At 61.7% G+C, this 26,108-nt stretch carries 25 protein-coding genes; 16 read left to right on the top strand and 9 right to left on the bottom strand.

Translation table 11 applies throughout. The features are described from left to right. Positions 1 to 16 precede the first annotated feature (16 nt). The gene (locus tag AC0L16_RS04345) at positions 17 to 982 is read right to left on the bottom strand and encodes a sugar ABC transporter substrate-binding protein (protein ID WP_077373755.1); all 966 of its coding nucleotides are present in this window, start codon (positions 980 to 982) and stop codon (positions 17 to 19) included. Between the two features lie 97 nt (positions 983 to 1,079). Beyond that, on the bottom strand, positions 1,080 to 2,126 hold the full coding sequence (locus AC0L16_RS04340; protein WP_473619210.1) for a sterol desaturase family protein: 1,047 nt from the start codon (positions 2,124 to 2,126) through the stop codon (positions 1,080 to 1,082). A 168-nt stretch (positions 2,127 to 2,294) separates the two neighbouring features. Here AC0L16_RS04340 and AC0L16_RS04335 point away from each other — a divergent pair, with 168 nt between their 5' ends. Further along, on the top strand, positions 2,295 to 3,329 hold the full coding sequence (locus AC0L16_RS04335) for a LacI family DNA-binding transcriptional regulator (protein WP_473619208.1): 1,035 nt from the start codon (positions 2,295 to 2,297) through the stop codon (positions 3,327 to 3,329). A 10-nt stretch (positions 3,330 to 3,339) separates the two neighbouring features. On the opposite strand, the gene AC0L16_RS04330 is transcribed toward AC0L16_RS04335, so the two are convergent. Then, positions 3,340 to 3,495: a YjiS-like domain-containing protein gene (locus tag AC0L16_RS04330; RefSeq protein ID WP_473619207.1), complete on the bottom strand. Its 156-nt coding sequence runs from the start codon at positions 3,493 to 3,495 to the stop codon at positions 3,340 to 3,342. A 236-nt stretch (positions 3,496 to 3,731) separates the two neighbouring features. Here AC0L16_RS04330 and AC0L16_RS04325 point away from each other — a divergent pair, with 236 nt between their 5' ends. Continuing rightward, on the top strand, positions 3,732 to 4,601 hold the full coding sequence (locus AC0L16_RS04325; protein WP_473619206.1) for a LysR family transcriptional regulator: 870 nt from the start codon (positions 3,732 to 3,734) through the stop codon (positions 4,599 to 4,601). 258 nt (positions 4,602 to 4,859) lie between these two features. Then, on the top strand, positions 4,860 to 5,111 hold the full coding sequence (locus tag AC0L16_RS04320) for a DUF6074 family protein (RefSeq protein WP_473619204.1): 252 nt from the start codon (positions 4,860 to 4,862) through the stop codon (positions 5,109 to 5,111). Between the two features lie 248 nt (positions 5,112 to 5,359). On the opposite strand, the gene AC0L16_RS04315 is transcribed toward AC0L16_RS04320, so the two are convergent. After that, positions 5,360 to 6,865 (bottom strand): calcium-binding protein, encoded by a 1,506-nt coding sequence (locus AC0L16_RS04315; RefSeq protein WP_473619203.1) that lies wholly within the window; start codon positions 6,863 to 6,865, stop codon positions 5,360 to 5,362. A gap of 525 nt (positions 6,866 to 7,390) precedes the next feature. On the opposite strand from AC0L16_RS04315, the gene AC0L16_RS04310 reads away from it, so the two are divergent. From AC0L16_RS04310 to AC0L16_RS04270, 9 genes are all read left to right on the top strand, one after another. Next, a complete protein-coding gene (locus AC0L16_RS04310) occupies positions 7,391 to 7,585 on the top strand; it encodes a hypothetical protein (protein ID WP_473619454.1) in 195 nt (64 codons plus the stop codon). A 26-nt stretch (positions 7,586 to 7,611) separates the two neighbouring features. After that, entirely contained in the window at positions 7,612 to 8,751 is a 1,140-nt protein-coding gene (locus AC0L16_RS04305; protein ID WP_473619441.1) for a transporter substrate-binding domain-containing protein, read from the top strand. Further along, entirely contained in the window at positions 8,752 to 9,381 is a 630-nt protein-coding gene (locus AC0L16_RS04300; RefSeq protein WP_473619202.1) for an ANTAR domain-containing response regulator, read from the top strand. Between the two features lie 262 nt (positions 9,382 to 9,643). After that, a complete protein-coding gene (locus tag AC0L16_RS04295) occupies positions 9,644 to 10,489 on the top strand; it encodes a nitrilase family protein (protein WP_473619201.1) in 846 nt (281 codons plus the stop codon). A 54-nt stretch (positions 10,490 to 10,543) separates the two neighbouring features. After that, the gene (locus AC0L16_RS04290) at positions 10,544 to 11,710 is read left to right on the top strand and encodes a substrate-binding protein (RefSeq protein WP_473619200.1); all 1,167 of its coding nucleotides are present in this window, start codon (positions 10,544 to 10,546) and stop codon (positions 11,708 to 11,710) included. Between the two features lie 168 nt (positions 11,711 to 11,878). Further along, positions 11,879 to 12,712: a branched-chain amino acid ABC transporter permease gene (locus AC0L16_RS04285; RefSeq protein WP_473619199.1), complete on the top strand. Its 834-nt coding sequence runs from the start codon at positions 11,879 to 11,881 to the stop codon at positions 12,710 to 12,712. Next, entirely contained in the window at positions 12,705 to 14,477 is a 1,773-nt protein-coding gene (locus AC0L16_RS04280) for a branched-chain amino acid ABC transporter ATP-binding protein/permease (RefSeq protein WP_473619198.1), read from the top strand. The genes AC0L16_RS04285 and AC0L16_RS04280 overlap by 8 nt, the downstream gene beginning before the upstream one ends. Then, positions 14,470 to 15,204 (top strand): ABC transporter ATP-binding protein, encoded by a 735-nt coding sequence (locus AC0L16_RS04275; RefSeq protein ID WP_473619196.1) that lies wholly within the window; start codon positions 14,470 to 14,472, stop codon positions 15,202 to 15,204. Before AC0L16_RS04280 ends, AC0L16_RS04275 begins: the two co-directional genes overlap by 8 nt. A gap of 246 nt (positions 15,205 to 15,450) precedes the next feature. Further along, entirely contained in the window at positions 15,451 to 15,699 is a 249-nt protein-coding gene (locus AC0L16_RS04270) for a DUF2905 domain-containing protein (protein WP_473619195.1), read from the top strand. A 205-nt stretch (positions 15,700 to 15,904) separates the two neighbouring features. Here AC0L16_RS04270 and AC0L16_RS04265 read toward each other — a convergent pair whose 3' ends face one another. From AC0L16_RS04265 to AC0L16_RS04245, 5 genes are all read right to left on the bottom strand, one after another. Further along, positions 15,905 to 16,795 carry a 5'-3' exonuclease gene (locus tag AC0L16_RS04265; RefSeq protein WP_473619194.1) on the bottom strand — a complete coding sequence of 297 codons (891 nt, stop codon included), beginning with the start codon at positions 16,793 to 16,795 and terminating at the stop codon, positions 15,905 to 15,907. 11 nt (positions 16,796 to 16,806) lie between these two features. Then, positions 16,807 to 18,006: a mandelate racemase/muconate lactonizing enzyme family protein gene (locus AC0L16_RS04260; protein ID WP_473619193.1), complete on the bottom strand. Its 1,200-nt coding sequence runs from the start codon at positions 18,004 to 18,006 to the stop codon at positions 16,807 to 16,809. Between the two features lie 17 nt (positions 18,007 to 18,023). After that, the gene (locus AC0L16_RS04255) at positions 18,024 to 19,385 is read right to left on the bottom strand and encodes a mandelate racemase/muconate lactonizing enzyme family protein (protein WP_473619191.1); all 1,362 of its coding nucleotides are present in this window, start codon (positions 19,383 to 19,385) and stop codon (positions 18,024 to 18,026) included. A gap of 63 nt (positions 19,386 to 19,448) precedes the next feature. After that, positions 19,449 to 20,615, bottom strand: a complete 1,167-nt coding sequence (locus tag AC0L16_RS04250) for a mandelate racemase/muconate lactonizing enzyme family protein (protein ID WP_473619190.1) — start codon at positions 20,613 to 20,615, stop codon at positions 19,449 to 19,451. 46 nt (positions 20,616 to 20,661) lie between these two features. Further along, positions 20,662 to 21,369, bottom strand: coding sequence for a GntR family transcriptional regulator (locus AC0L16_RS04245; protein WP_027151244.1), 708 nt, complete (start codon positions 21,367 to 21,369; stop codon positions 20,662 to 20,664). 212 nt (positions 21,370 to 21,581) lie between these two features. Here AC0L16_RS04245 and AC0L16_RS04240 point away from each other — a divergent pair, with 212 nt between their 5' ends. The 4 genes from AC0L16_RS04240 (at position 21,582) to AC0L16_RS04225 (ending at position 26,093) form a co-directional block, all read left to right on the top strand. Next, entirely contained in the window at positions 21,582 to 23,057 is a 1,476-nt protein-coding gene (locus tag AC0L16_RS04240) for an ABC transporter substrate-binding protein (protein ID WP_473619189.1), read from the top strand. Between the two features lie 81 nt (positions 23,058 to 23,138). Further along, positions 23,139 to 24,098: a carbohydrate ABC transporter permease gene (locus AC0L16_RS04235; protein ID WP_473619188.1), complete on the top strand. Its 960-nt coding sequence runs from the start codon at positions 23,139 to 23,141 to the stop codon at positions 24,096 to 24,098. Then, complete coding sequence (locus AC0L16_RS04230; RefSeq protein WP_473619187.1) at positions 24,095 to 24,985, top strand: carbohydrate ABC transporter permease; 891 nt, start codon at positions 24,095 to 24,097, stop codon at positions 24,983 to 24,985. Before AC0L16_RS04235 ends, AC0L16_RS04230 begins: the two co-directional genes overlap by 4 nt. 10 nt (positions 24,986 to 24,995) lie before the next feature. Continuing rightward, positions 24,996 to 26,093 (top strand): ABC transporter ATP-binding protein, encoded by a 1,098-nt coding sequence (locus AC0L16_RS04225; protein WP_473619185.1) that lies wholly within the window; start codon positions 24,996 to 24,998, stop codon positions 26,091 to 26,093. The last annotated feature ends 15 nt before the right edge of the window (positions 26,094 to 26,108 follow it).

Below are 26,108 nucleotides of genomic sequence, written 5' to 3'. Positions count from 1 at the left end.
GCGGCCGTAAGGACACCTAGCGCGCGCCGGCCTTCACGCCGGCAATGGTCAGCTCGACAGTGTTCTTGTCGATGATACCAGGACCGGTGAGGATCTCGCGCGTCGGCACGGTCAACCCGTAGTTTACCTTGCCATTCAAGATCGAGACGGCGAGATAGCCTTGCCAGTAGCCCTGCTGGTCGATCGCGCATGCCTGCTTTCCATCTCTGATGTTGTTCAGGATGGTTTCGTCAAAGTTGATGCCGCACAGCTGAACCTGCCCGGCCTTGCCGGCCTGGGTGAGGCCGTTCATCGCCGAATTGGCGTCGACATTGCCGATGGTGAACACAGCGGTTACGTCTTGATGCTGCAGCAGATAGGCCTTCACCGCCTGCGCTACTGCTGTTGCCGAGCCGAATGAGGTGGCTGGCAACGGCAGCACATCGGCCTCGCCGCCGCCATTCTTCATCCCCTCCTTGAAGCCACCACAGTAGGCCTCGATATTGGCCGCACCCGGCAGTGTGTTGATGCAGACGCCTTTCTTGTTGCCGGCTTTCGCGAGATACTCGCCGCCGGCCACGCCACCTTTGTAATCGTCCGAGCCGACATAGTTCATGGCGCCGAGGCGATCGGCCGCCTGCAAACCGCCGGCATTGTAGATGACAAGCGGGATGCCAGCGTCCACAACCGCCTTGAACGCCGGATCCATGGCTTCCGGCACCCAGTCCGGACCGACAATGGCGTCGGCCTTCTGGTCGATGGCCTGGCGGATCAGTTCGGCCGCGTCCACACCCAGATTGTCGTAGTTCTGCGGCCCGAGCCAGGTGACTTTGCCACCTTGAGCTTCAACGACCTTCCCGGCGTCTTCGGCACCGCGCTTGACGATCGACCAGAATGGATCGTCAGGCTTGCCGCCGATTACGAAGATGTCGGCAGCAAGCGTCACGCCGGTGCTGAATGCGGTAAGCACCGTTGCCGACACCAGCGTCTTGAAGAGTTTCATGGTCTTCCTCCCAGGTTGACCCGCCCCGCGGGTTTGAAAAAACATGGCTGATCCGCTCACCCTCCTCCGGGTACACAAGCGAAACAGCGGCTGTTGATTACTCTGCCGGCATGTCAGAGGCCCTGCCGTCGGGGGCATCCTGCTTGGCGCGGAGCTTTTCTTTCTTTTTGCGAAAGCGCGCCTTCATAGCCTCGTCGGCCTCCTTGCTTCCGTCGTGCCAAGTGCCGAAAAGCTTATCGAGAGGGACCAGACCGTCACCGCCGTAGTTCACCTCGAAATACTTGTGGTGCAGGTAGTGGACGTAGGAATGGCTATCGAGCTTGACCTTGTCGGTGAGTTCGAAGGTCTCAAACCCAAGATGGCCATTCACCGCTCCGAAGCCGGCCCCATGCAGAGTGAAGTACGCGCAGACCGGGTTGGATGGGATCAGCAGGTGCAGCCAGGCTTCGGCATGGTAGAGGAACCCTTCCACCGGATGCATGGACAGCGACGACCACGGGCTGGGGTTGATCGAATTGTGGTGAACCGAGTGCACCCATTTGTAGAGCGGCGGCCAATGGATGGCGCGGTGCAGGAAGAAGAAATAGATCTCATGCACGGCCGGTGCGATGATGACGAGGAACGATAGGTAAAGCCAATTCGTCGTCCAGGGCAGCCAGACCGCCCAGCTGTTGGCGTAGGCCCACAGCATCACGATTTCGACCAGGGTCCACAGCGGTATGGTGATGAAAAACGAGCGGGTGAAATTGTCAATGTTCTGGCTCTGAAACCAGAAGACGTCGGACGGCGCGTCGGAGGGGAATTTCGGATTATACTTGAAGCGCTTATCTTGCTTGCGCTGGAAATAATAGCGCAGCTCAAAGAACCCGTAGAAGAGAAAAATGCCCCCTGCGTTCAGGCCGTAAAGCCAAAGGTAGTTGAGCAGCGAAAAGGTTGCCAGGCTGTCCCAGCTCGGAATGAGCAAGTTGACCCAGATGATTGCCGTGGCCATGTGGAACGCATTCCAGGGCCAAAGAAACTCGGGAATCCAGGCCAGTACCTTCTTGGCGTTGAACGGGCGATGCCAGATCGGCACCGGCTCGGCGCGGCGGTGCGGGACCCAGTTTCCGCGTTTGTCGCGCGTTCCATACTGAAGGTCATCCATCTGAACAGCGCCTCCTGGCCGACCAATTCCGGTCTGCCTTCACCCGATTGGCCTCAACGGAGGCGATTCATATCGGAGGCTTGATATCGTCGGAACACAAAAATAGTATTGAGATTGCATTTGTATCATAATGTCTCACTCATGATGATACAGTAGAGGGACGGTTCTATGAGGCGACCGACGATTCGCGACCTCGCTCAAGCCGCTGGCGTATCAGTGGCCACCGTGAACAGAATCCTCAGCGGCACTGTCTCCGTTCGCCCAAAAACCGTGCAACGAGTACAAAGCGCAGCCGAAGAAATCGGGTTCTATGGGATCGGAGCGATCGACGACCGGGCCAAGAAACTATCGCCCCATCACCGATTTGGTTTCCTGCTGCAGCAATCTACCCGTGAACTCTACCAACTGTTCGGAAAGAAAATCATCGCAGCCTGTCGCGCTCGTCGCGACGAGGTGGTCGAGGCTGTCGTCGAGTTTGTCGATCTACTGACGCCGGAGACTATCTCTAGCCGCCTCATCGCGCTTGGCGACTCTTGCGACGCAGTCGCAGTGGTTGCCGCAGATCACCCAATCATAGGTCAGGCCATCCGTTCACTGAAGGAAATGGGGAAGCCCGTTGTTGCTTATATTACTGACCAATCCGCGCCGGAACGGGCAGCGTACGTGGGCACGGACAACTGGAAGCTGGGACGCACAGCGGCATTCTTGGTTGCGCAAACCACCCAAGGTCCAGGGCGCATTGCGGTTTTCATAGGCAATCACCGGTATCAATGCCAAGACGTTTCAGACGCCAGCTTCCGTTCGTATTTGCGTGAACACGCTCCGCGGCTCGCAGTGGAAGAAAGTCGCCCTACTCGTGAGGAATCGAGTGAAGCTTATCGTATGGTAGCCGAGCTCCTGAAGACGACTGATGACCTTGTGGGAATTCTGATCGTCGGTGGTGGAATAACCGGGGTGCTCCGTGCGCTGCGAGAGGTTCCTGCCGAAAGGCGGGCGGGAATCAAGCTGGTTTGCCGTGACATTGGACCCGAGACGAGAAAAGGCTTGTCCGAGGGATTAATCACAGCAGCGCTTTGTCATCCACTCGAGGCGACCTCGGCCCTCCTTGTGCAGACGATGATTGACGTGATTGGACCGCAAGCACCGGTCGCGACCCTTCAGCGGTCTATACCTTTTGAAATAGTCACGCCGGAAAACATCTGACGCATTTATCTCAACGACGCAGGCTGGCGTGGCGGGCATGCTCGCGGATCTCTTCGCGAGAAATGCCAGCATCCGCCAGTGTGCTGTCGGGGGCCTTCCTCAAGCTCGCAAGCGTCTGGCGATAGGCAAGCCAGCGGGCGAAACGGTGTCGAAGTTTATCGAACATGATCGTCTCCTTTGGCGCGCAGAATGCCCGCGCGCTGGGGTTGGTCGAAAGCGCAAAGCATCTGCGCGTAGCGCATGCGCGTTTCGCAAGGATTGCGCTGGCTTCCTGGCCAGCCGAGGCGCTTGCCACTGTCGCTGCAGGCAGGATTTTCCAACACCTGCAATGCCTGGATACTTGCGCGTGATGCCCGCTTCGCGCTACAGCCACGGTCGCAAGGAGTTTTTCATTTCTGCAAAATGGATATCGACTGGAACGACCTGAGGCTGTTTCTCGACGTTGCGCGGCTGGGTGGCTTGAGCGCAGCGACGGGAACCACGCGCCTCAGCGCAGCCACCCTTGGACGACGCGTCACCGCGCTGGAAAAGCAGATCGGCGAACCGCTGTTCGTGCATCAGCAGACAGGCTACCGGCTGACCCCGGTCGGTGAAGAACTGCTGCGGCGCGCCGAAGACGTCGAGGCAGCAATGCAGTCGCTGACCCGCTGGCGCGAGGGAAACCTGCCCGACCGCATTGTCCGCGTCTCGGCCGGGCCATGGACCTCAGCCTTCGTTTCCGCCCATATCGGCGAGATCTGGACGGTCGATGACGGCATAAGGGTGGAGCTCGTCACCACCACCGACCGCGTCGACATCGGCCGCCGTGCCGCCGACATCGGCATCCGCAGCGAGCGCCCGACCGAGCAATGGCTGGCCGGCCGTCAGAGCGGCAAGGTCGCCTACGCCATTTATTCCGGACGCCACCTGATCAACGGCATCGCCGCCGGCTTGTTCGTCGGCGTCACCGGCGAAGCGGCAAACATTGCCTCGGCGCGCTGGCTGCGAGCCCATCACGGCGACCGCATCGCCGTGCGCGGCAACAACACCCATTCGGTGCGCGAACTGGTGGCCGCCGGCGCCGGCCTTTCGATCTTTCCGTGCTTCGTCGGTGACAGCGATCCGCGGCTGGTTCGCGTCGCTCAGCCTATCCCCGAACTCGAAACCGACCAATGGATCGTCACCCATCACGAGGAACGTCACTCGCCGCCGGTACGAAAAGTCGCCGACCGGATTACCGCCTTGATGCGGGCGCACCAGCCGCTGTTTCGCGGCGAGACGCCGATCCGGTAACCTCAGGCGTCGATCGGCCGCCAGCTGAGCCGCATGCTCGCACGCATGCCGGACTCCTGCGCCGTCAGGCCTAGGCCGTAATACTTCAACAGGGACTCGAACTCGCCATGCCGCTGCGTCCAGCCGCTATTCGCGGCACCGACCATCGAGCCCAGCGGACGCTTTGCTCCATTGCTGACCACCGTCAAAAAGAGCGCTGTTAACCAAATTTTCTAACCCGCCAATGCTTATTCGAGCGACTGAAGGGTGAGGTGATCGATGTGCGATTCAAACATAAGCGTATTTCCGCTGCATCGGCGGCGGAAATTGGTCGAAGGGATCGCCCGGGTCCTGGAATCTAAGAACGGAGAGGACGCGAACGCCTTCTGGCGCAACACCGCCAAGGCAATTCTCGTTCAATTATTCGAATCAGGAATTGCACCCGGGCTGGCCGAACAGGAAGTCGGAACGCTTCTTCATGCTGTCTTGGATGATATAGCCACCCGCAGTGCGGCGAAACTAGCACAATAGCATCGGCTGGCTCACGACGATGGATTGCCGCGTGGCACCACTGCATCCGTCAAATGCAAGGTTTTTCAATGCGGATGAAAAGATAGCCGCGTTTGTCGAAATCATGCCTCACCGTTGCAGACACCAGCCAGTCGGGTCATGAAGGGCTCGGATGAGCCCTGACGCCCCTTACTGCGCAATCGGGGAGGAAATCCTGCGCATGGGCGCGATCACGCCCGGTCTATGTAGCTGCGCCCCACCATGCGCGCCTATAACACGAAGAAGTCGTCCACTGTGAGGAATGTGCTCGGGTCCAGGGCGGCAAACTTGACAGTCGCCGCTCCTCCTGCCCCGTCCACATCGAACAGCAGATCGCCGGTCTCCTTGTCGTAAATGATGTGGTCGTTGTCATCGATGGCGTGCTTGCCGACGACGAAAACCGCAGCGGAAAGCGAGCCGGCCGACAGCCCGACGAATGCGGAGCTGTCCAGCCAGAACACATCATCGAGCGCATTGAAGTCTTCTATCCTGTCGTAGTTCGCCGGCCCAAGTGCGTCGAACACGAAGACATCCCTGCCCCCCTCGCCGGCCAGCCGGTCGCGGCCGGCGCCGCCATTGAGGATGTCGTCGCCAGCACCACCTCGCATGTCGTCGGAGCCGGCGTCGCCGTCGAGGACGTCGTCGCCAGTGTCACCGCGGACGCCGTCTGCGCCCTCACCACCGCTGATCTCGTCATCGCCAGCGCCGCCCTTCAGCCAATCGGTGCCCGCGCCTCCAATGATGTCGTCCGCGCCCGCGCCGCCGAACAGCTGGTCGTGGCCGGCACCGCCGTCGAGCGTATCGTTGAACGGGGTGCCGCTGATGCGGTCGCCCCCGCCCAGCGCGGCGACGAGCACGGCATGATCATGGCTTGCGTAGCTCGCGATGTTTTTGGCGTCGGTTAGGGTAATGGATTCGGCCGGCGGAGTGACTGTGATCGTAATCGTCGCCACATTGCTGTTGCCCTGGCCGTCCGTAGCGTAAACCGTAAAGCTGTCGGTGCCGATGAACCCTGCCTCCGGTGTGTAATCGAACAGGTTTCCGCTCAGAAAATCCGCATGATAGTGCAGGGTAGTGCCATAATGACCCTGGTGAAACGGGTAGTAGTTACCGTCGAAACTCGTCTCCTGCTCCAGGGTGCCGCTGTCCGGCCCGTCCAAGACGATAAAGTTCAAGAGATCGTAGTCGGCATCTGTCGCGCTGAACTTGACGTCGTCGAGAGATTGCGCCTGCGAAATCGACACGTCCAGGTCGGCGACGGTGGGCGCGTGATTAACGAAGGTGTCGGACTGAAGCACGCCCCCTTTCAAGATGATCTGGTGCTGACCGTATTGGGTGTTTTCGCCGCCGAAATATTCGTTCGCCCCGATCCATGTCACCGTGAGGTCGTCGGGGCTGTCGGCGCTGATCGAGGCGATCTGGACCGACTGGAAGGCCGCCTGGTCGGACACGGTGCGGAGAAAATTGCCTTCGTTGTCGAAGACCTGCGTTTCCACTGTCGTCCAGGTTTCGGTCCTGCCCTCGTGGGTGAAGCTGGTGATGGTGAAGAAGCCATCGAAGACATCGACCGAAGCTAGTTCGATCCCACCGAAAGGGAAATCCGGCTTTGCGCCTATCGGTCCGATTACGTCGCCGTCAGTTTCCGTTATGCTGAAAAGGACCGAGTCAGGGGTCGGATTGGGATCCTCGGGTTCGTTCCATACGATGAGTTCACTGCCATTGCTTAAGGTCGGCATCCTGTCTCTTCCTTGCCTTTGCGCCGGACGTGCTGCGGATGCCCCCAATTCCAACAGTAACATGTTACGCGAGACGGATCGGTGACAAACCCAGCCGCCCTTCGCCTTCTTCGAATGTGGTTAATTCGGTGATCATGCCGAACTGTCTGATTGGATTCGGCAATGAGCCGACGCTGGTGAAATCCAGTCGGCGATGCGGTGAGCCGACGAGATGCGGTCGTGCTGGGCATCGGGCACTGCGGACCCGAAGCGATCTCTGCTCCAATGGATCGTTCGCAGGATCACCCTCAAGCCGGGGTCATTGACCATCGAACTGGATCGCCGCTCGTTATCGGAACTGCTGCTCGAACGGACTCTTCCGCCTGGCGATGGAGCTGAAGTGACTTCCATCGAATGTCCAATCGGTATGATGCGGCGCGGGATCGAACACGCATCGTGCTTACAGACGGCCCCAACATCAGCCGAGAACCCGATGGCGCTTTGATCGACCTTTTGCGTCGAGCCCATTTGTACCTAGGCCAACATATGGATGAAGCCAACCGTGGCCTCACCGATGTCACCATGCTCAACGGCACCAATACATCTGAAGTAAGCCGCCTCCTGCTCTTCGCTTTCCTTGCCCCGAAAGTTGCGGCCAGCATCGTCGCGGCATGCTGGCACTCGTGCCGCGGCCGGGCTCCAGCGCCGATGGCGATTGCCATGACGCCTCGCGTGCAATAGGCCTTTGCCGGAAAAGCCCAGGGAGGATTGCCGTGAGAGAACCAGCCGGGACATGGCGCGTCGGCATCCTGTTTTCGCGCAGCGGCATCACCTCGGTCACCGAAAGCGAGCATTTCTATGGAACCGCGCTCGCCATCGAGGAGATCAATGCCGGCGGCGGCGTGCTGGGGCGGCAGATCGAGCCGATCGCCTACGACCCTGGCAGCGACCCCGAGGCCTTCCGCTCGCTGGCCCGCAAGCTTTTGACCGAGGACGACGTCAACGTCATCTTCGGCTGCTCGATGTCGGGCAGCCGCAAGGCGGTGCTGCCGATCGTCGAGCGCTACAACGGCCTGCTCTGGTACCCGTCGATCTACGAGGGCTTCGAATATTCGGAAAACGTCCTCTACACCGGCGCCACGCTCAACCAGAACACCTTCGCACTGGCCGACTTCATCCTGCAGCGTTACGGACCGCGCGTCTTCATGGCCGGGTCCGACTACATCTATCCGCATGAATCCAACCGGGTGATGCGGGACCTCCTGGAATGCAAGGGCGGCACCATCGTCGAGGAACAATATGTGCCGCTCGACGCCGATGAACGCCGCATGCGCCGGCTGATGGCCGACATCGAGAGGGCCGCGCCGAACGCCGTCTTCTCGACCGTCATCGGGCGCAGCGCACAGATCCTCTACAGGCTCTATGCCGAAGCCGGCATCGACCGGACACGGCGGCCGATCGCCAGCCTGACACTCGCCGAAGGCGAGATTCGCGTGATCGGCGCCGAGCACTGCACCGGACATGTGCTGGCCGCCCCCTATCTGGCGAGCGTCGACAGCGGCGAGAACCAGCGCTTCGTCGGTGAGCTCGCTCGCCGCTTCGGCGACCGCACGACGGCGACCATGTGGTCGCAGACGGCGTATACGCAGGTTCACCTGTTCGCCCGCGCGCTGGAAAAGGCCGGAACCCTCGACACGTTCCGCCTCGGCCAGGCGGCGCTTGAGGTCGACTATGCGTCGCCGGAGGGCAGGATGATGTTCGACCAGGAAAACCGCCACGTCTGGTCGACGCCACGCATCGGCATCGCCAACGCAACCGGGCAGTTCGACATCGCCTGGCAGTCGCAGGTCGCGATCCGGCCAGACCCCTATCTTGCTGCGACCCATTTCGAAGAGCCGTGGCTTTAGATGACGGCGACGCTCAAACGCATCCTTAACGATCTCCGGCAGGCGAAGATCCTCGTCATGCACCCGAAGGACGAGGATGGCGCCGCCCTCGTCGATCACCTCAGGCGACTTGGCTGTGAAGTCAGGGCGGCGTGGCCGCCGCCGGCCTCGATCCCGGCCGACATCGACACGGTGTTCGTGCAGGTCGGCGAGGCGCCGACGGACGCGATGGTGTCGCTCATCGAGGGCGCCAACGCCGCCGTGGTCGCCATCGTCACCTATGAAAGCCCGACCTCGATCAAGGCGATCATCGACCTCAACGCCCATGGCGTCATCACCAAACCGCTCAGGCAGTTGGGCGTGCTGACGCAGTTTGCATTGGCCCGCTACCGCTACGGCTACGAAGGACGGCTGGCCAACAAGGTACGCAAGCTGGAGGATACGCTGAAGGGACGCCGGACGATCGAGAAGGCGGTCAAGGTGCTGGTCGAGATGAATGGCGTCGACGAGGAAACCGCCTACAAACTGATCCGCGACCAGGCGACATCGAAGCGGGTGGCCCTGGTTTCGGTGGCCGAAGGCATCCTTGCCGCACAGGAGGCGATGCGGACTTTCGGCTTCGGGATTTCCGCGCCAGGCAATCAGAAATAGCCGGACAGCCGACAGGCCGACAAGATTTACCGCATCAGAAAGTTCTTACAACCATCTGATTTTATTACTCTAAATAGCCACCTCCTTGTGCGGTAGACTGCCGGATTCTTTGGCCCTTGACGCGGCCTCCGGGCTGTGCAACTTCTTAAAGCACGAGCAGGTTTGCTCATCGGCAGGAGTGCCGTTTCACATTGATGGCTATGTAGCCCTTGGCTCGCGGATGATGTCCGCGCCAGGGGTTTTTTGCGTTTGGAGCCTGGTCTTGGCAATATCTGAGAAAGCGTCCGCGGATCTCCGCCTGGCTTGCATCCAGTTCCAGCCGGCCATCGGCCGGCTGGACGATAATCTCAAGTCGATGGAGCGGCTGATCCGCCAGGCCGCCGGGCTCGGCGCAACGGTGGTGGTGCTGCCGGAACTCGCCGACAGCGGCTATGTGTTCGACAGCCAGGAAGAGTTGGCCGCAATCGCCGCCCCCATCCCTGCCGGACGCAGTGCCGTACTGCTATGCTCGCTGGCACATGAACTCGGCCTGCACATCGTCAGCGGTCTTGCCGAGCGCGATGGCGACCGGTTCTTCAACGCAGCCATGCTGTGCGGGCCGTCCGGCCCTATCGGCACCTACCGCAAGCTGCATCTGTGGAACCGAGAGAAGCTCTATTTCCAGCCGGGCAATCTCGGCCTGCCGGTGTTCGATACGGCGATCGGCAGGATCGGCGTGGCGATCTGCTATGATGGCTGGTTCCCCGAGACCTACCGGCAGCTGGCGCTGCAGGGTGCCGAGCTGGTCTGCGTGCCCACCAACTGGGTGCCGATGCCCGGCCAGGGCAACCACCTCGAGCCGATGGCCAACATCCTGCACAAGGCGGCGGCCCACAGCAACGGCATCTACATCGCCTGCGCCGACCGCGTTGGCACCGAGCGCGGCCAGCCCTTTGTCGGCCGGAGCCTGATCGTCGGGCCAACCGGCTGGCCGATCGCCGGCCCGGCCAGCGAGCAAGACGAGGAAATCCTCATCGCCACGATCAGGCTCGGCAACGTCGCCAGCAGCCGGGCGCTGAGCGAGCGCAACGACGCTATCGGCGACCGCCGCACCGACGTCTACGGATAACCAAGAAGAAGCCGGCACGACCCGGTACGATCAACACTGAGAAAGGGGAATACCATGAGAAGCAGAACAGTGAACCTTGCAATCGCCAGCGCCGCCCTGGCCGGCGTCGCCCTGGCGACCACCGCCTTCGCCGAGGACGGGCCAATCAAGATCGGCATCCCGGTGGGACTGTCAGGCGCCAACAGCGTCGTCGCGCCCTCGGTCGTCCAGTCGGCCGAATTGGCGGTCGCCGAGATCAACGCCGCAGGCGGTGTGCTGGGGCGGCAGCTTGCCCTGGAGATCGCCGACGACGCCTCCGGTGCGGCCGGCGCGCAGAAGGCCTTCGATGCGCTGGTCTTCCAGAAGGAGGTCAACGCCGTCATCACAATGGAAACCAGCGCGGCGCGCAATGCCGGCCTGCCGATCATCTCGAAGGGCGACATCCCCTACATCTACACCTCGTTCTACGAGGGCAAATCCTGCAACGCCAATTTGTTCGTCAATGCCTGGGTGCCCGAGCAGCAGGTCCCGCCGATCGTCGACAATTTCATCAAGTCGCAAGGCGCCATGAAATTCTTCCTGATCGGCTCGGACTATGCTTTCGGCCGCGGCATGCTGGAGTTCGCCAAGGCTTACATCGAGAAGTCGGGCGCCAGCATCGTCGGCGAGGAATACCTGCCGATGGAAGGCAGCGACTGGACGGCGATCATCTCCAATCTGAAGAGTTCTGGCGCCGATGCCGTGATCACCTCGACGGCGGGCGGCGCGCCCAATGTCACCTTGACCAAGCAGCTGCGCGGCGCCGGTGTCATCATCCCCTACGGCAACCTGGCCGTCGATGAAGGAACCGCCAAGAGCATGGGCGCAGACGCGGCCGGAATCTTCATTTCCGCTTCCTATGTCACCAGCATCGACAGCGCCGCCAACAAGAGCTTCCTTGCCGCCATGCAGAAGAAGTTCGGCGCAGAACTTCGCACGCCGAACGACCTTTCGGTGCCGGAATATGAAGGCATCTATCTCTACAAGGCCGCAGTCGAGAAAGCCGGGTCGACCGACACCGCTGCTGTGCTCGCAGCCCTCGCCGAGGTATCCTTTGTCGGCCCGCGCGGCACGGTCTCGATGAGCAAGCAGCACCATGCTCCGCTGACCATGTATCTCGGCCAGGTAAAGCCGGATGGCTCGGTCACGGTGGTCGACACTTTCGAGGGCGTCGACCCCGGCGAACAGTGCCCGAACCTGTAGTCGCGCCTGCAATCGCAAAAGCGCGTCGCGTTTGGCCGTCCTCATGCGACGCGCTTTAGTTGTTGTTTTTATGCATGTCGTTATCGCAAAACCGCTGCGCACTTTTGCGCGACGTGCATTAGGGGTCGCGAATGTCCGCCACCCCTTCCAGATGATCGGGGACTTGCCATGATGCTTCTCCTGGACATGGTGACGACGGCGGCGATCCTGTTCATCGTCGCCGCCGGCCTGCTGGCGATTTTCGGGGTGCTGAAGATCATCAATTTCGCGCACGGCGCCTGGCTGACGATCGGCGCCTATTGCGCGGTGGCAACAGCCGGGCTTGGGCTCAACCCCTGGCTGGCGCTGCCGATCGCCTTTGCCGTCGGCGCAGTCCTTGGCGGCATCACCGAATTGGTCATCGTGCGGCCGCTCTATCGCCGCCCGCTCGACGCGATCCTGGCGACCTGGGGCCTGGGCATCGTCATCGGTCAGTTGATCACGCTGTGGTTCGGGCGCGACGTGCAATTCACCCCCAATCTCTTGTCGGGCACCGTCGATGTGTTTGGCGTCGGCTATTCGCTCTATCGGCTGTTTGCGGTCGCCGCCGCGCTGGTGATCGGGCTCGCCTTCACCTTCCTTCTCGAAGGTACGCGGCTCGGCCTGTCGGCGCAGGCGGTGATCATGAACGAGATGCTGGCGCGCGCGCTCGGCATCGACACCGCGCGCGTGCGCCTCGCCACCTTCATGATCGGCACCGGGCTCGCCGCGCTGGCCGGCGTGCTGTTGACGCCGCTGACCAGCGTCGACCCGAACATGGGAGTCGCCTGGCTGATCGGCTCGTTCATGCTGGTCATGGTCGCCGGCTCGTCCTTCTCGACGCTGGCCATCGCCTGCCTAGTCTTCGGTGGCGCCCAGGTTCTGGTCAGCACTTTCCTCAGCCCCATTTTCGGCGGCATCACGGTGGCGGTCCTGTGCGCCCTGGTGCTGCGCATCAGCCCGAAGGGATTTGCCCGTGCCTGAGAGCCGTTCCACCCCGCCAAGGGTCTGGCTGTTTGCCGCGCTGGCGCTTGCAACGGCGGTCGTCGTCATCATCGGCCCGGCGCTGTTCGACCGCTTTACGCTCAACGTGCTGACGCGCTCAATGATCTACGCCATGTTGGCGGTGACCGTCGACATCCTGTGGGGCTACACTGGCATCCTCACCTTCGGCCAGGCTGCGTTCTTCGGCACCGGCGCCTATGCCAGCGCCATGGTGCTCAGCCATCTCGGCGCCTCCCCGGCGCTGATGGTCCTGGCGCTTGCATTGGCGATCATCGTGCCGGTGCTGCTCGGTGCCTTCGTTGGCTGGCTGTCATTCGGCCACGGCTCGACGCCGCTCTATGCGACAGTGATTTCGCTGGTCGTGCCGATCGTGGTCACGCAGCTGGTGTTTTCGGGTGGCGTGTGGACCGGATCGAGCAGCGGGTTGGTCGGCTATTCCGGCCTGCCGCTCGGGCTGCCTGGCTATTTCCGGCTGACCGGCATCTGCCTCGTCGTCACCACGCTCGTCGCCCTGGTCTTCACCCGCTCGGATGCCGGCAAGCTGCTAGTCGCCATTCGCGACAATGAAGCGCGCTGCGCCTATCTCGGTCTCGATCCGCAGCGGCTGAAGATCGTGCTGACAACGATCCTTGCCGGCGTCGCCGGCATTGCCGGCTTCCTCTATGCCAACGCCTCGGGCGTGGTGGCGCCAGAAAACACCGGCTTCGTGTTCGGCACCGAGATCGTCATCTGGACGGCACTGGGCGGCCGCGGCACGATCATCGGGCCGGTGATGGGCGCGATCGGTATCGATTACCTCAGCGCCCAGCTCTCCGGCGACCTGCCCTTCCTGTGGAACCTGGTGGTCGGCGCGCTGTTCGTCGTGATGATCATCCTGTTGCCGAACGGGCTGGCGCAACTGGCCAGAATAGTCCTGCCGCGCCGCAATGGAGAGCAGACCAGCCAACCGGGGTGCCCCACCCTCACCGCCGAGCCGGCCAGCAACGGGTCGCAGCCCGGCAACCGCGTGCTCGCCGTCAGCGGCCTCGGCAAATCCTTCGGCAGCCTGCAGGTGCTGCAAGGGATCGACCTCGACGTTCGCCCCGGCGAGCTGGTCAGCCTCGTCGGTCCGAATGGCGCAGGCAAGACGACGCTGATGCGCTGCCTGACCGACGGCACCGAAGCCACGACCGGAACCGTCACCATCGCCGGCCAGGACATCAGCGGCATGACGCCGAATGAAATCGTCGCCCTCGGGGTCGGACGCAAGTTCCAGGTGGCGAGCGTCTTCGACAGCCTGACCGTCGCCGATTGCCTGCGCATGGCACGCGCCTCGCGCAAGGCGCCGAGCCTGCTGCGCCGCTCCGCCGCGCTTGGATTGCCGGCGGCCGCCGCCGACATTCTGCGCTCGACCGGGCTCGACCGCATGCTCGGCCGGCCGGTGTCGCTGCTGTCGCATGGCCAGAAGCAGAGTCTCGAGCTCGCCATGGTCGTCGCGCTCGAGCCAAAACTCATCCTGCTCGACGAGCCGACGGCCGGGCTGACCAAGGTCGAACGCACCACCATCGGCGCGACGCTGCAGAAGCTGACGAGCGAACTCGGTTTCGCCGCCATCCTGGTCGAGCACGATCTCGATTTCGTCCGCGACATCTCGACCAGGATCGTCGTTCTCCACCAGGGCAAGCTGGTGCTCGACGGCAGCGTCGATCAGGTCGTCAATTCCGAAGTGGTGAGGACGATCTATTCGGGAGGCGCCCATGCTTGAGGCAAGGCAGGCAGAGACCAAAGCCATCGCGCCAAAACTGTCGCTGTCGAACGTGTCGAGCGGCTACGGGCCGATTGCCATCGTCGAGGCGCTGTCGCTGGCCATTTCGCCCGGACAGATCTTCGCGCTGATGGGCAAGAACGGCATGGGCAAGACCACCGTGCTGAAAACCATCCTCGGCTTCGTGGCGCTGCGTTCGGGCGACATCCGCCTCGATGGCGCATCCATTTCAGGGGTCTCGCAGGCCTCGCTGATCACGTCCGGCGTCGGCTACGCGCCGCAGGAGCAGGCGCTGTTCCAGGATCTCAGCGTGCGCGACAATCTGCGCCTCGCCTTGCGCTCGGATCGCGATTTCGCGCAAGCCGTGGAACGGGTTTTCGGGCATTTTCCGTTCCTCAGGGAGCGCCTGTCGCAACGCGCCGGAACGCTATCCGGCGGCGAGCAGAAGATGCTCATTCTCGGCCGCGCGCTGATGCTGCGGCCGAAGCTGTTGCTGATCGACGAGATTTCCGAGGGCCTGCAGCCCTCGGTCGTCGAACGCATCGCCGCGGCACTCAGGCAGGAACGCAGGACGAACGGCACGACGATCCTGATCGTCGAGCAGAACCTGCCCTTCGCCCTCGGCATCGCCGACAGTTGGGCGGTGCTGAAGCTCGGCCGGATCGACGATGCCGGGGATGTCGCGGCGGGCACAGCGGCCCGCGTTCTTCAGCACCTGAAGATCTAAGGCATCGCGCAAAAGCCCTTGGGCCTGACCCCGGGCCTGCCCCCCGCGCAGGCCAAAAGTGCCGGCTGACCGCGCGGCGACGAGTTTCTCACGCGCCTGTGGGCCGTCTGGAACCTGCGCCAAACTCGTGAGTTCCAGATAATGCCCTCTTCGACCGCTCGAGCTCAGACCGGTATGGCGTCGCGGCTCTTGCGCGTTGGGCCGTGACGCTGGCCATCCAGCGCGCCCCGAGACGCCGACAACGAAATGGCGAAGGTGAACGAGAAAGAAGCAGCGGAAATTGAGCGCAACGAGATGTCGCGAACCCTGATTATCGTTGGTTTGATCATAGTCGCCACAGGCCTGTTGTGGCCTTGGCTGTCGCGGATCGGTCTGGGCAGACTGCCTGGCGATATCGTGATCGAACGTGAGAACTTCACGTTTTATGCTCCGATCGGCACCGGGATCTTGATCAGCATCGTTCTCTCTTTTGTTCTGTGGCTACTCAACCGGTAACGGCGTCCACTTCGGAGGAAGGAGCGCGAGGTTCCGTACGGAATATTTGTGTTGTCAGGAGGCCTGAAATGCGCCGGGATTATCACAACTGGGATGCTGTGATGCTTTGGTCGGGTATCGGGTTCATTTTGATCCTATGGTCCACGCAGATTCTCAAGGCCCTGACCGAGTGATTGATTTCAGAAAAGGCCGGCTGCTTGGATCGCTATCCTTGCTGCCGGCGAGCCTTGAGCGCACGGGTGAGGAGCCGGGTGTCATTTAGCCGGGTAGCGCAGATCTCGAACGCTTTGGTCGGCCCGTGCCAGCGCAGCTCCTCGACATTATCGAACAGCCGAGCGTCGGTGCGCAGCGTCGCCAGATTTTTGAACAAAAGCGCGAGCTCTCTCCGCTTGCCGAGGCTTTCGGGCGGAAAGCTTTCAAGCGGGCCGTAGCGGCCAAGCATCCGGGCGGCCGAGACCAGGCCGATGCCTTCGAGGCCCGGGTAGCCATCGGCGGCATCACCCACGAGCGCGAGGAAATCTGGAATCAGCGCCGGCTCGACTCCAAACTTCTCGCGTACGCCGGCGGCATCGCGAATTTTCCGGGTCCTGCGGTCTACCTGGACCACATGGTCACCGCGCACACACTGCGCGAGATCCTTGTCCGGCGTCCAGATGCACACCTTCTGCACGCCCTCATCGGCAGGCGCGCTGTGTGCCGCGGATGCCAGCGCGTCGTCGGCTTCAAGCTCGATCATCGGCCAGACCGCCACGCCCATCGCCGCCAGGGCGTCCTCGAGGGGGTGAAACTGCGCGAGCAATGCCGGCTCGATGCCATCCCCGGTCTTGTAGCCGGGCCAGAGCTGATTTCTGAACGATTCGATTACATGATCGGTGGCCACCCCAACATGTGTGGCGCCGTTCTCGATCATCTCCAGAACTGTGTTCAGCACGCCGACGACGGCGCCAAACGGCTTGTCTTGGCCATTGTTGAACCGGCGTTGGCCATAGAAGTGGCGAAACAGTTCGTATGTGCCGTCTATCAAATGAACGATCATCGCAATCCTTAGGGAAACAGCCTCCGGCCCGGCCTGCAACGCCAGGCCGATGGCTGGCATCCAGGGATGGTTCAGTCGAAGAAGCCCGCATCCTCTTGCCTGACATGCTTCCTGGCTGCTTCGGCGTCGATATCGAGGCCCAGCCCCGGCGCTTCCAGCAGATCCACCATGCTGTCCGTCACGATCTGCGACGGCAGGCCGATTACGAGGTCCTCCCACCAGGGATCGGAGGCGCTCGGATATTCGAAGGCGATGTAGTTGGCGGGCAAGGTGGCGCAGACATTGATCAACGCGCCGAGGCCGAGCAGGCCGTTCGCCGTGCCGTGCGGCGCCATCAGGATCGAGTGCATATGGGCGTGCTCGGCGACCCATTTGAGCTCGGCAATGCCGCCAATATCGGCAGGATCGGGGCCGATGACGCGCACCGCCTGCGTTTCGATCAGCTCCTTGAAATTGTGCCTGAGGTAAATCTGCTCGCCGGTATGGGTTGGCGTCGAGGTGGAGGTGGTCAGTTCCCGATAGGCCTGCGGATTGACCCACGGCACGTAGTCGCCGGTCAGCATGTCCTCGAGCCACATCAAATTGTACTTCTCGACCGCGCGAGCGAACTTGATCGCATCGGGCAGCATCCAGCCCGGGCCGCAGTCGAGCGCCAGGCTGACCTTGTCGCCCAGCACTTCCTTCATCGCGATCACGCAGTCGAGCATGTGATTGAAACCACGCTCGCTGATCACACCCTGATCCATGGCACCGTGATAGCCGGCCTTCTTCTGCGTCACGCCGTAATGGAAGCCGTCGATGGTGTCCTTCATGTTGGAGTGGAACGAGATTCCTTGCTTGATCATGAAGAAGTTCTGCGGCTGCTCCATCATCCATTTGACGTCAGCAGCGTAATCCTCCGGCCGGTCGCCCGTGCGTTTCCGGCGGATCGAGCCGTTGTAGACGCGCACCCTGTCGCGCACCTTGCCGCCGAGCAGTTTGTAGGCCGGCACGCCTGCGGCCTTGCCGGCAATGTCCCACAGCGCATGCTCGATAGCGCTTACCGCCGCGCCATAGGGCTTGAAAGAGCCACGTTGGCGGATCTTCAGCATCACCCGTTCGACGTCGGTCGGGTCCTCGCCGATCAGCGCCTCGCGAAAATGCAGGACCCAGGGCTTGAGGTAGGGCTTGGTGTACTCGACCTCGCCCAGGCCATAGAGACCCTCGTCGGTGACGACGCGAACGATGGGGTGCTTGCCGATGACGGCGCAGCGGAGGTCGGTGATCTTCATCTCGGGTTCTTTTCGCCTCAGCTCCAGGTGCGATCCCAGGAATACTCGTTGTCCCAGTGATCCGTTGGCTGCCAGATGCCGGTGACACCCGGCTGCAGACGCTGCGAGATCACCTCGTCGACGACGTCGTCAATTCCCAGGCCCGGCTTGTCCGGAACAGTGATAAAGCCGTCCTTGACGAGCGGCTTGGCAACGCCGGTAACAATATCGTCCCACCAGTCGACATCGGCAGAGTGGTATTCGAGCGCCATGAAGTTTTCGGTCGCGGTCGCGATATGTGCCGCGGCCATTGCCGCGATTGGGCTTTCGGCCATATGGATGGCCATGGCGACGCCGTGGTCCTGCGCCATGTCGCCGATCTTCTTGGTCTCGAGGATGCCCCCGCTGGTGAGCAGATCCGGGTGGACAATGGAGAGGCCGCCGCTCTTAAGCAGAGGCTCGAAGCCCTCCTTGAGGTAGATGTCCTCGCCGGTGCAGATCGGCACCGTGGTGGCGTCCTGCAGTTGTCGGTAGTGCTCGGTGTACTGCCATGGGATCACATCCTCGAGCCAGGCCGGCACATATTTTTCAATCCGCCTGGCGAGGCGAATACCGTTCTGCAGCGAGATGTGGCCGACGTGATCGATGGCGAGCGGAATATCCATGCCGATAATTTCGCGAACCTCGGCAATGTACTGCTCAAGCAGGTCGAGGCCTTTGTCGGAAAAGTGGAGGCCGGTAAATGGGTGGGGGACGTTGTGCAAATCGTAGGCGGCGTTGCGGGCGCGCCGCTCTTCAAGGGTCTTGACCTGGCCGCGGCCCGGCTGGACGCGGTACCCATCAAGTGAGCCGGCAGGAGACACGACCGCATCGGGGACATCGGCGATCTGCATCAATCCCAGATCCATCTTGAGGAACGTGAAGCCGAGCGCCATGCGTTGCTTGAGGCGCTTGCCGGTCTCGGTGCCGCTCGGCACAGTGGCGTCGGTATCGCAATAGAGGCGCACCTTCTCTCGAAACCGGCCGCCGAGCATCTGGTAGATGGGCACGCCATAGGCCTTGCCGGCGAGATCCCACAACGCGATTTCGACCGCCGAGACGCCGCCGCCTTGCCGGCCGTGGCCGCCGAACTGCTTGATCCGGCGAAACAGGCGATCGATGTTGCAAGGGTTCTCGCCAAGCAGCCGGCTCTTCAGCATCAGCGCGTAGGTGGCGCTGGCGCCGTCGCGGACCTCGCCAAGCCCGACGATGCCCTGGTTAGTGTAAATCTTGAGCAGGGTCGAGGTGAACGGCGCGCCGACGATTTCGGCTACCCGCATGTCGGTGATGCGAAGCTCGGATGGCTTGGAGTTCGCATTCACCCGATTGAGCGCCTCGTCGGCGCCACCCGTCTTTGCCATGACTTATCCTCGTTCTGGTCGATGGGGCTTGCCGCCCGCACGCCGGGCCGGCATGGAGCGTTGCTAGCCCAATTCAATCTCGTGGGCCTGCAGGTAGTCACGGTCCATCTCGATACCGAGACCAGGCCTCGACGTCAGCTTGAGGCTGCCGTTCGAGACGTCGAGTGGTCTGTCGATGAGGTGATCGTATTTGCCCAGGTTCCACTCCGACGTTTCGAGCCTGTAGAAGTTAGGAACGGTCATCATCACCTGCGCTCCCGCCACCACGTTGATCGGCCCCGCGGCGTCATGTGGCGAGACCGGGATATAGTAGGCTTCGCATAGGGCGGAAATCTTCTTGAGTTCGGTAATGCCGCCGGTCCAGGTGATATCAGGCATGATGTAGTCAGCGAGTTTGTTCTCGAGCACCGGCACGAAATCCCACTTCGTGTGGCCGCGCTCGCCCCACGAGATGGCGGCACTGACCTTCTCACGCACCTGTTTGAGGGCGTTCAGGCTCTCGGGCGGGCAAGGCTCCTCGAACCAATCGATCTGGCCGGCTTCCTCGAGGCTCCGACAGAGGCGAATGGCGGTGGGAACGTCGAAGCGACCATGCGCATCGATGAGAATGTCGACGTCGGGCCCCGCCGTTTCGCGGATCAGCGCCGTGAGTTCGGCGGCTTGGCGCTCGTCCTTGCGGGTCATGCTGCCATCGAGGTAGCCGTCCCGCTGTTCGCGTGACAGGCCATCGACGCTGTGGCCCTGGTGGGGGAAAGGATCGAACTTGAGCGCAGTGTGCCCGGACTCGACGATGTCCAGAATTTCGCGGACCACAGCCTGCTTGCTGGTGAATTTGGCCTGGTTGGGATGGGTGTAGAGCGCGATTTCGTCGCGTACTGGTCCGCCCAGCAGTTCGTGAATCGGCTTGCCGAGGACTTTGCCGCGGATGTCCCAGAGGGCTATATCGATGGCGCTTACACATTCGACGGCGGCGCCGCGGCTGCCCATGTAGGTGAAGCTGCGAAAAATCTTGTGCCAGAGATACTCGATGCGCGCTGGATCCTCGCCTGTCACGGCGACGCCGATCTGCCGCAGGATCGTGCAGAGAGCGCGGTTGGCGAGCCTTGTCGTGGTGGTGATCTCTCCCCAGCCACTCACCCCCTCGCTGGTCGTCACTTCGACGAACAGTAACTCTCCCCAATAAGAAGCGTCGGACTTGATCAGCCACGGCCGAATGCTCGTGATTTTCATCTCGATTCCTTATCTGAAATGGTCACGCTAACGATGTTCGAGACTCCTATCCGGCCCGAGCGGCGTTGCGCGCACGCATCTGTTCGAGAATATGCCGGCCGGAACCCTCGACATGGCGGGAAACGAGTTCGGCCGCCTTGTCGGCTTCTCCCGCTTTTACGTGCGCGATGAGTTCGCGGTGCTCGCGAATGATCGCGGCACGCCGCGCCAGCGTGAAATTGAAACGCCGGCTGACGGCGCGCAGCACTTCGCGATGCTTCCACCAAAGTTCGGCGGCATGGCGGTTATAGTGCCGCTGGTACATCACGGTGTGGAAAGCGGTATCGAGCTCACTGTGCCTGAAGGTGTCGGCAAAGTTGTTCTCTTCAATCAGGCCCTGGAGACGTTCGAGTTCGGCGATGTCCTCGCCGGTCGCCATATTCACAAACCATCGCGTCAGGGCCGGCTCGATCAGAACACCGATTTCGTAGATATCCCGGACAAAATCCTGATCTATGGGTCGGACGCGCGCCCCGCGGTTGGGGAGGAAGGTGACAAAACCCTCCCCGCGCAAGAGCTGCAGGGCCTCGCGCACGGGGTTGGTCGAGGTGCCGTGACGCCGGGCGAGATCGGTGACCACAAGCCGTTCGTTGGCGGCGAGCCGTCCCTCAATAATGTCTTCCCGGATCAGTTCATAAAGCGAGGCGCCCTCGCTGGAGGCCATGGGGTCAGTCTCCACCGGCGGCATGGCTTTAAAATCGTCTATTTCGGCCAAGGCCGGCTCCCCTGATCAATACATACCCTGCCCGATATCACACACGGTTTTCACAAACAATGTACGATCCAGCGCGTTGACAGGCAATCCACGATCTGAAAACGTACAAAATGATCGAAGGGATACATAGAACAGAAAGGCGTCCCACGGTCGAACGAGCTAGACCGCTTTGCCTCGGCGCAGGGCGGCATGGAGAACCAGGGAGGATACCTATGACGAGGATTACGCTCGGCAGTGCGGTCCTGCGCGGCACTGTCGCCACTGCTTTGATGGCATCGCTGATGTCCACATCGGCGCTGGGAGCGCCCGTCGACCTCAGCAAGTGGTCGCCGGAATATGTGCGCTCCATTGCGGGCACAGAGGATTTTGACACCGCGGCCGATTGCGCCAAGGTCACCCCGCTCGACTACAGGGGGCGACTGACTTTCTGGTATCAGGGCGTGTTCGAGGGCGACCCCGACCTTTTGCGCCAGTACTACAAGGATTTCTTCGAGACCTTCCGCAAGACCTATCCGAACATCCAGCTCGAGGAACAAGCCCTCACCTATAACGACCTTCTTGACAAGTTCCGCACGGCGCTCCTGGGCAATGCAGCGCCGATGGCGGTTCGCCTGCAAATCCTGGGTGGTACCGAGTTCGCCTCAAAAGGCTATCTGGAGCCGCTCAAACCCGAGGATGTCGGGTATTCCACCGAGGATTTCTGGCCCGGCGCCATGAAGGCCGTGACCTGGGAGGGGGTGACCTACGGCATTCCAACCAACAACGAGACGATGGCGTTCATCTGGAACGCCGACATCTTCAAGCGTGCGGGCCTCGATCCGGACAAGGCTCCGGCAACCTGGGACGACGTCGTCAAGTATTCCAAGCAGATCCACGACAAGCTTGGCATTGCCGGTTACGGCCTCGTGGCACGCAAGAATGCCGGCAATACGCCGTACCGCTTCATGCCGCAGCTGTGGGCCTATGGCGGCGGCGTCTTCGACGAAGCCACCGCGAACCCGACCTATGAGGAGGTCAAGCTCGATAGCCCGCAGAGCAAGGCCGCCCTGCAAGCCTCGTACGACATGTATGTTCGCGACAAGTCGGTTCCGGTTTCGGCGCTCACCAACCAGCAGGCCGATAACCAGCCCCTGTTCCTCGCCGGCCAGCTTGGCATGATGATCTCGCACCCGTCCGACTACGACGTCATGCTCGACCTGCAGAAGAAAGCGACGGGCGCCGACAAGGACAAGGCGCAGACCGTCATCGACAACATGCGCTACGGCCTGATCCCCACTGGCCCCGACGGCAAGCGCGCAGTCGTGTTCGGCGGCTCGAACATTCACATCCTGAAGCCCGAATATGTCGAGGGCGGCAGGGTCGACGAGCCGGCCGCAAAGGCTATCATCTGCATGTGGACGAGCCCTGAATGGTCGCTGAAGATGGCCTATGCCGGCTCGAACCCGGGCAACCTTAACGGCTTCAAGACCAAATGGATGAAGGAACGTCTGGACAACATCAAGTTCCTCGATGTGACGACCTCGATGCTGCCATATGGCATCCCGTTCCCAGCGCTGCCGCAGGCTCCGGAGATCATGAACATCATCGTCCCGGACATGCTGCAGAATGCCCTGACCGGAGCGATGCCTGTCGACGAGGCAGCGGACGACGCGGCCAAGAGGGTAAGAGAGCTGATGGGCGGACTCTAGTCCAAGCCTGACCGGCTGCACTGACAGTGCAGCCGGTTGGTCGGAAACCCGGTTCGTTCAGAAGAAATGGGGCGCGCCACAGTGACGATCGTGACCGGCAAGGCCGAGGCTCGCCAAAGAGTGCAATCCGGCAGGTCCGGTGTCCTACGCGAGATATGGGAGCATCGCGCTGACTACGCGTACGTGCTCCCTGCGATCGCCGTGATGCTCGTCGTCATCGCCTACCCGATCTACTACACGATCGAGCTGTCGTTCTTTAAGACGCCGCCTGGCCTGCAACTTCGCGACAAGACCTTCATCGGCTTCGACAACTACACGACCATCCTCACCAGTGAGGTGTTCTGGAGAGTCACCTGGAACACTCTGATCTGGACGCTGGGCTCCACTTTGATTGCCTTTGTCCTGGGGTTTGCCACTGCGCTGGCGCTCCACCGCGAGTTTGTCGGCCGCGGTGTGCTACGCGCAATCCTGATCATTCCCTGGGTCATCAGCGCGGTCGCCGCCTCCTATATCTGGAAGTGGATCTATCATTCGGACTTCGGGATCATCGGAGCTGTGCTGGTCGGCCTCGGATTGGCCGACCGACCGCCGAATTTCATCGACAGCGTCAACACGGTTCTGCCTTCCCTGATCGTCGTCAATATCTGGCGCGAGTTTCCGTTTGCCATGATCATGATGATGGCCGGCCTGCAGACTGTGCCCGAGCAGTTGCTGCGCGCCGCGCAGGTCGACGGCGCCAGCGCCTGGCAGCGCTTCTGGCACGTCACCTTCCCGCACTTGCGCAACGTCTCGACGGTGACGATCCTGCTGCTCGCGGTGGCCAACTTCAATTCCTTCATCATCCCCTGGATCATGACCGGCGGCGGGCCGTCCAACGCATCGCATATCTGGATCACCCACATTTATGAGCTCGCCTTCGGCCGGCAGCGCTGGGGCGTGGCATCTGCCTATTCGGTGCTCCTGTTCCTCACCCTGATGACGCTCGGCTACTTCTACGTCCGTGCGCTAAGCGGTAACGATCGGCAAGAGGGGAGCGCATGAGCACGACTGCCGAGGTAGCCCCGCGAGCCCTGAGCCGTCGCCGGATGCGCGTCGACGGATGGCGGTGGACCGGGCGCATCTTCCTCGCGTTCATGCTGCTTTACACTGCGGTGCCGATGGTCTGGATGCTGATCACCTCGATCAAGTCCGGGTTCGCGGCGATGGAATTCCCGCCGCAATGGTGGCCGGACGAACCTACCCTCGCCAGCTACGAGAAACTGCTCGATCCCCAGAACAGCGTCGGCCAGGACTTCCTCCGCTTCTTCTGGAACAGCCTTTTCGTGTCGACCGTCACGACAATCCTCTCGGTGATCGTCGCCGTCCCTGCGGCCTACGCGTTTTCGCGCTTCAGCTTCCCCGGCCGGAACTTCCTGTTCTTTGCCGTGCTGCTGCGCAACATGTTCCCGGCGGTGATCTTTCTCGTACCGCTGTTCATACTGATGCGCCTGCTCGGCTTGATGAACACGCATGGCTCGCTGATTCTCACCTATCTCACCTTCGGCCTGCCGCTGGCGATCTGGTTGCTCAAGGGCTTTTACGACAACATTCCGGTGCAGCTCGAGCAGGCGGCGCGCATCGACGGAGCAACGCGGTTCCAGGCCTTCATCTTGATTGTGATGCCGCTCTCGGCGCCGGGGATCATCGCCACCGCGATCTATTCGTTCATCGGCGCGTGGAACGAGTACATCTACGCCTACACCTTCCTCACCAAGAACGACCAGTTGACGCTGCCGGTCGGCATCCAGCGCTTCTTCTCGGAAAATACGACGGACTTTCCAGGCCTGATGGCGGCCAGCTTCATGATGAGCGTGCCCGTCGTGGTGCTGTTCCTCGTTCTGCAACGATACTTCGTACGCGCCCTTACAGAAGGCGCGGTCAAGCACTAGGGAGTTGCCGATGGCCCACGTGGTCCTCAAAGATCTCGTAAAATCCTATGGCAGCTTCAAAGCCGTCAACGAGGTGTCGCTGACGGTTAATGACGGCGAATTCGTTGCGCTCGTCGGCCCTTCAGGCTGCGGCAAGACAACCACGCTCAATCTCGTCGCGGGGCTGATCCCAATCACATCGGGCGACATCGTCATCGGCGACCGGGTGGTCAACGACCTCGACCCCAAGGACCGGGACATCGCTATGGTGTTCCAGAATTACGCGCTCTATCCGCAGAAATCGGTTTACAAAAACCTGGCGTTCCCGCTGCAGATGCGCAAACTGCCCAGAGACGAGATCGACAAGAAGGTCAAGGAAGCGGCGCGCGTGCTCGACATGACGCACCTGCTCGAACGCAAGCCGCGCGAACTTTCGGGCGGGCAGCAGCAGCGGGTGGCGTTGGGCCGTGCGCTTGTCCGCGACCCCGCCGTGTTCCTCATGGACGAGCCGCTCTCTAACCTCGACGCCAAACTGCGCGTGCAGATGCGGTCTGAGATCAAGCGCTTCCACCAGGACCTCAAGGCGACGATCATCTATGTGACGCACGACCAGCTCGAAGCCGTGACCATGGCCGACAAGATGGCGGTGATGAACGGTGGCTACCTGCAGCAATACGATTCACCGGCGCAGGTCTTTGCCCATCCCGTCAACATGTTCGTCGCCAGCTTCATAGGCAGCCCGGCGATGAGCCTTATTCCGCTGCAGGCATCGACGGCAAACGGCAACGCCGTGTTGACCAGCGCGGAGGGCTGGAGCTTTAAGCTCTCGCCGCGCAACGCCCGGAAGGTCGCAAGCGCAACGACCAGGAAAGTCGTGCTCGGCGCACGTCACTCGACGATCAAGCTGCGCAACAGCGCGGTCCCCGGTGCCATTCCGGCCAAGGCCTACACGGTGGAGCCGACCGGAGACGTCACCTTCGTGCAGGCGTTCCTGTCCGGCGCCATCGTCAACGTCAGCGTGCCGCCGAACATTGCCGTCGCGCCCGATGAACAGATCTGGCTCGAGTTCGACCAGGAGCGGATGCATCTGTTCGACGGCGAAACCGAAATGGCCCTCAAGGCCAACTGAGACAGGGCGCCAACT

This window comes from Mesorhizobium sp. WSM4848 (assembly GCF_055811375.1).
The sequence above is the reverse complement of the archived record's forward strand: the minus strand, read 5'-3'. Positions and strand labels throughout refer to the sequence as shown.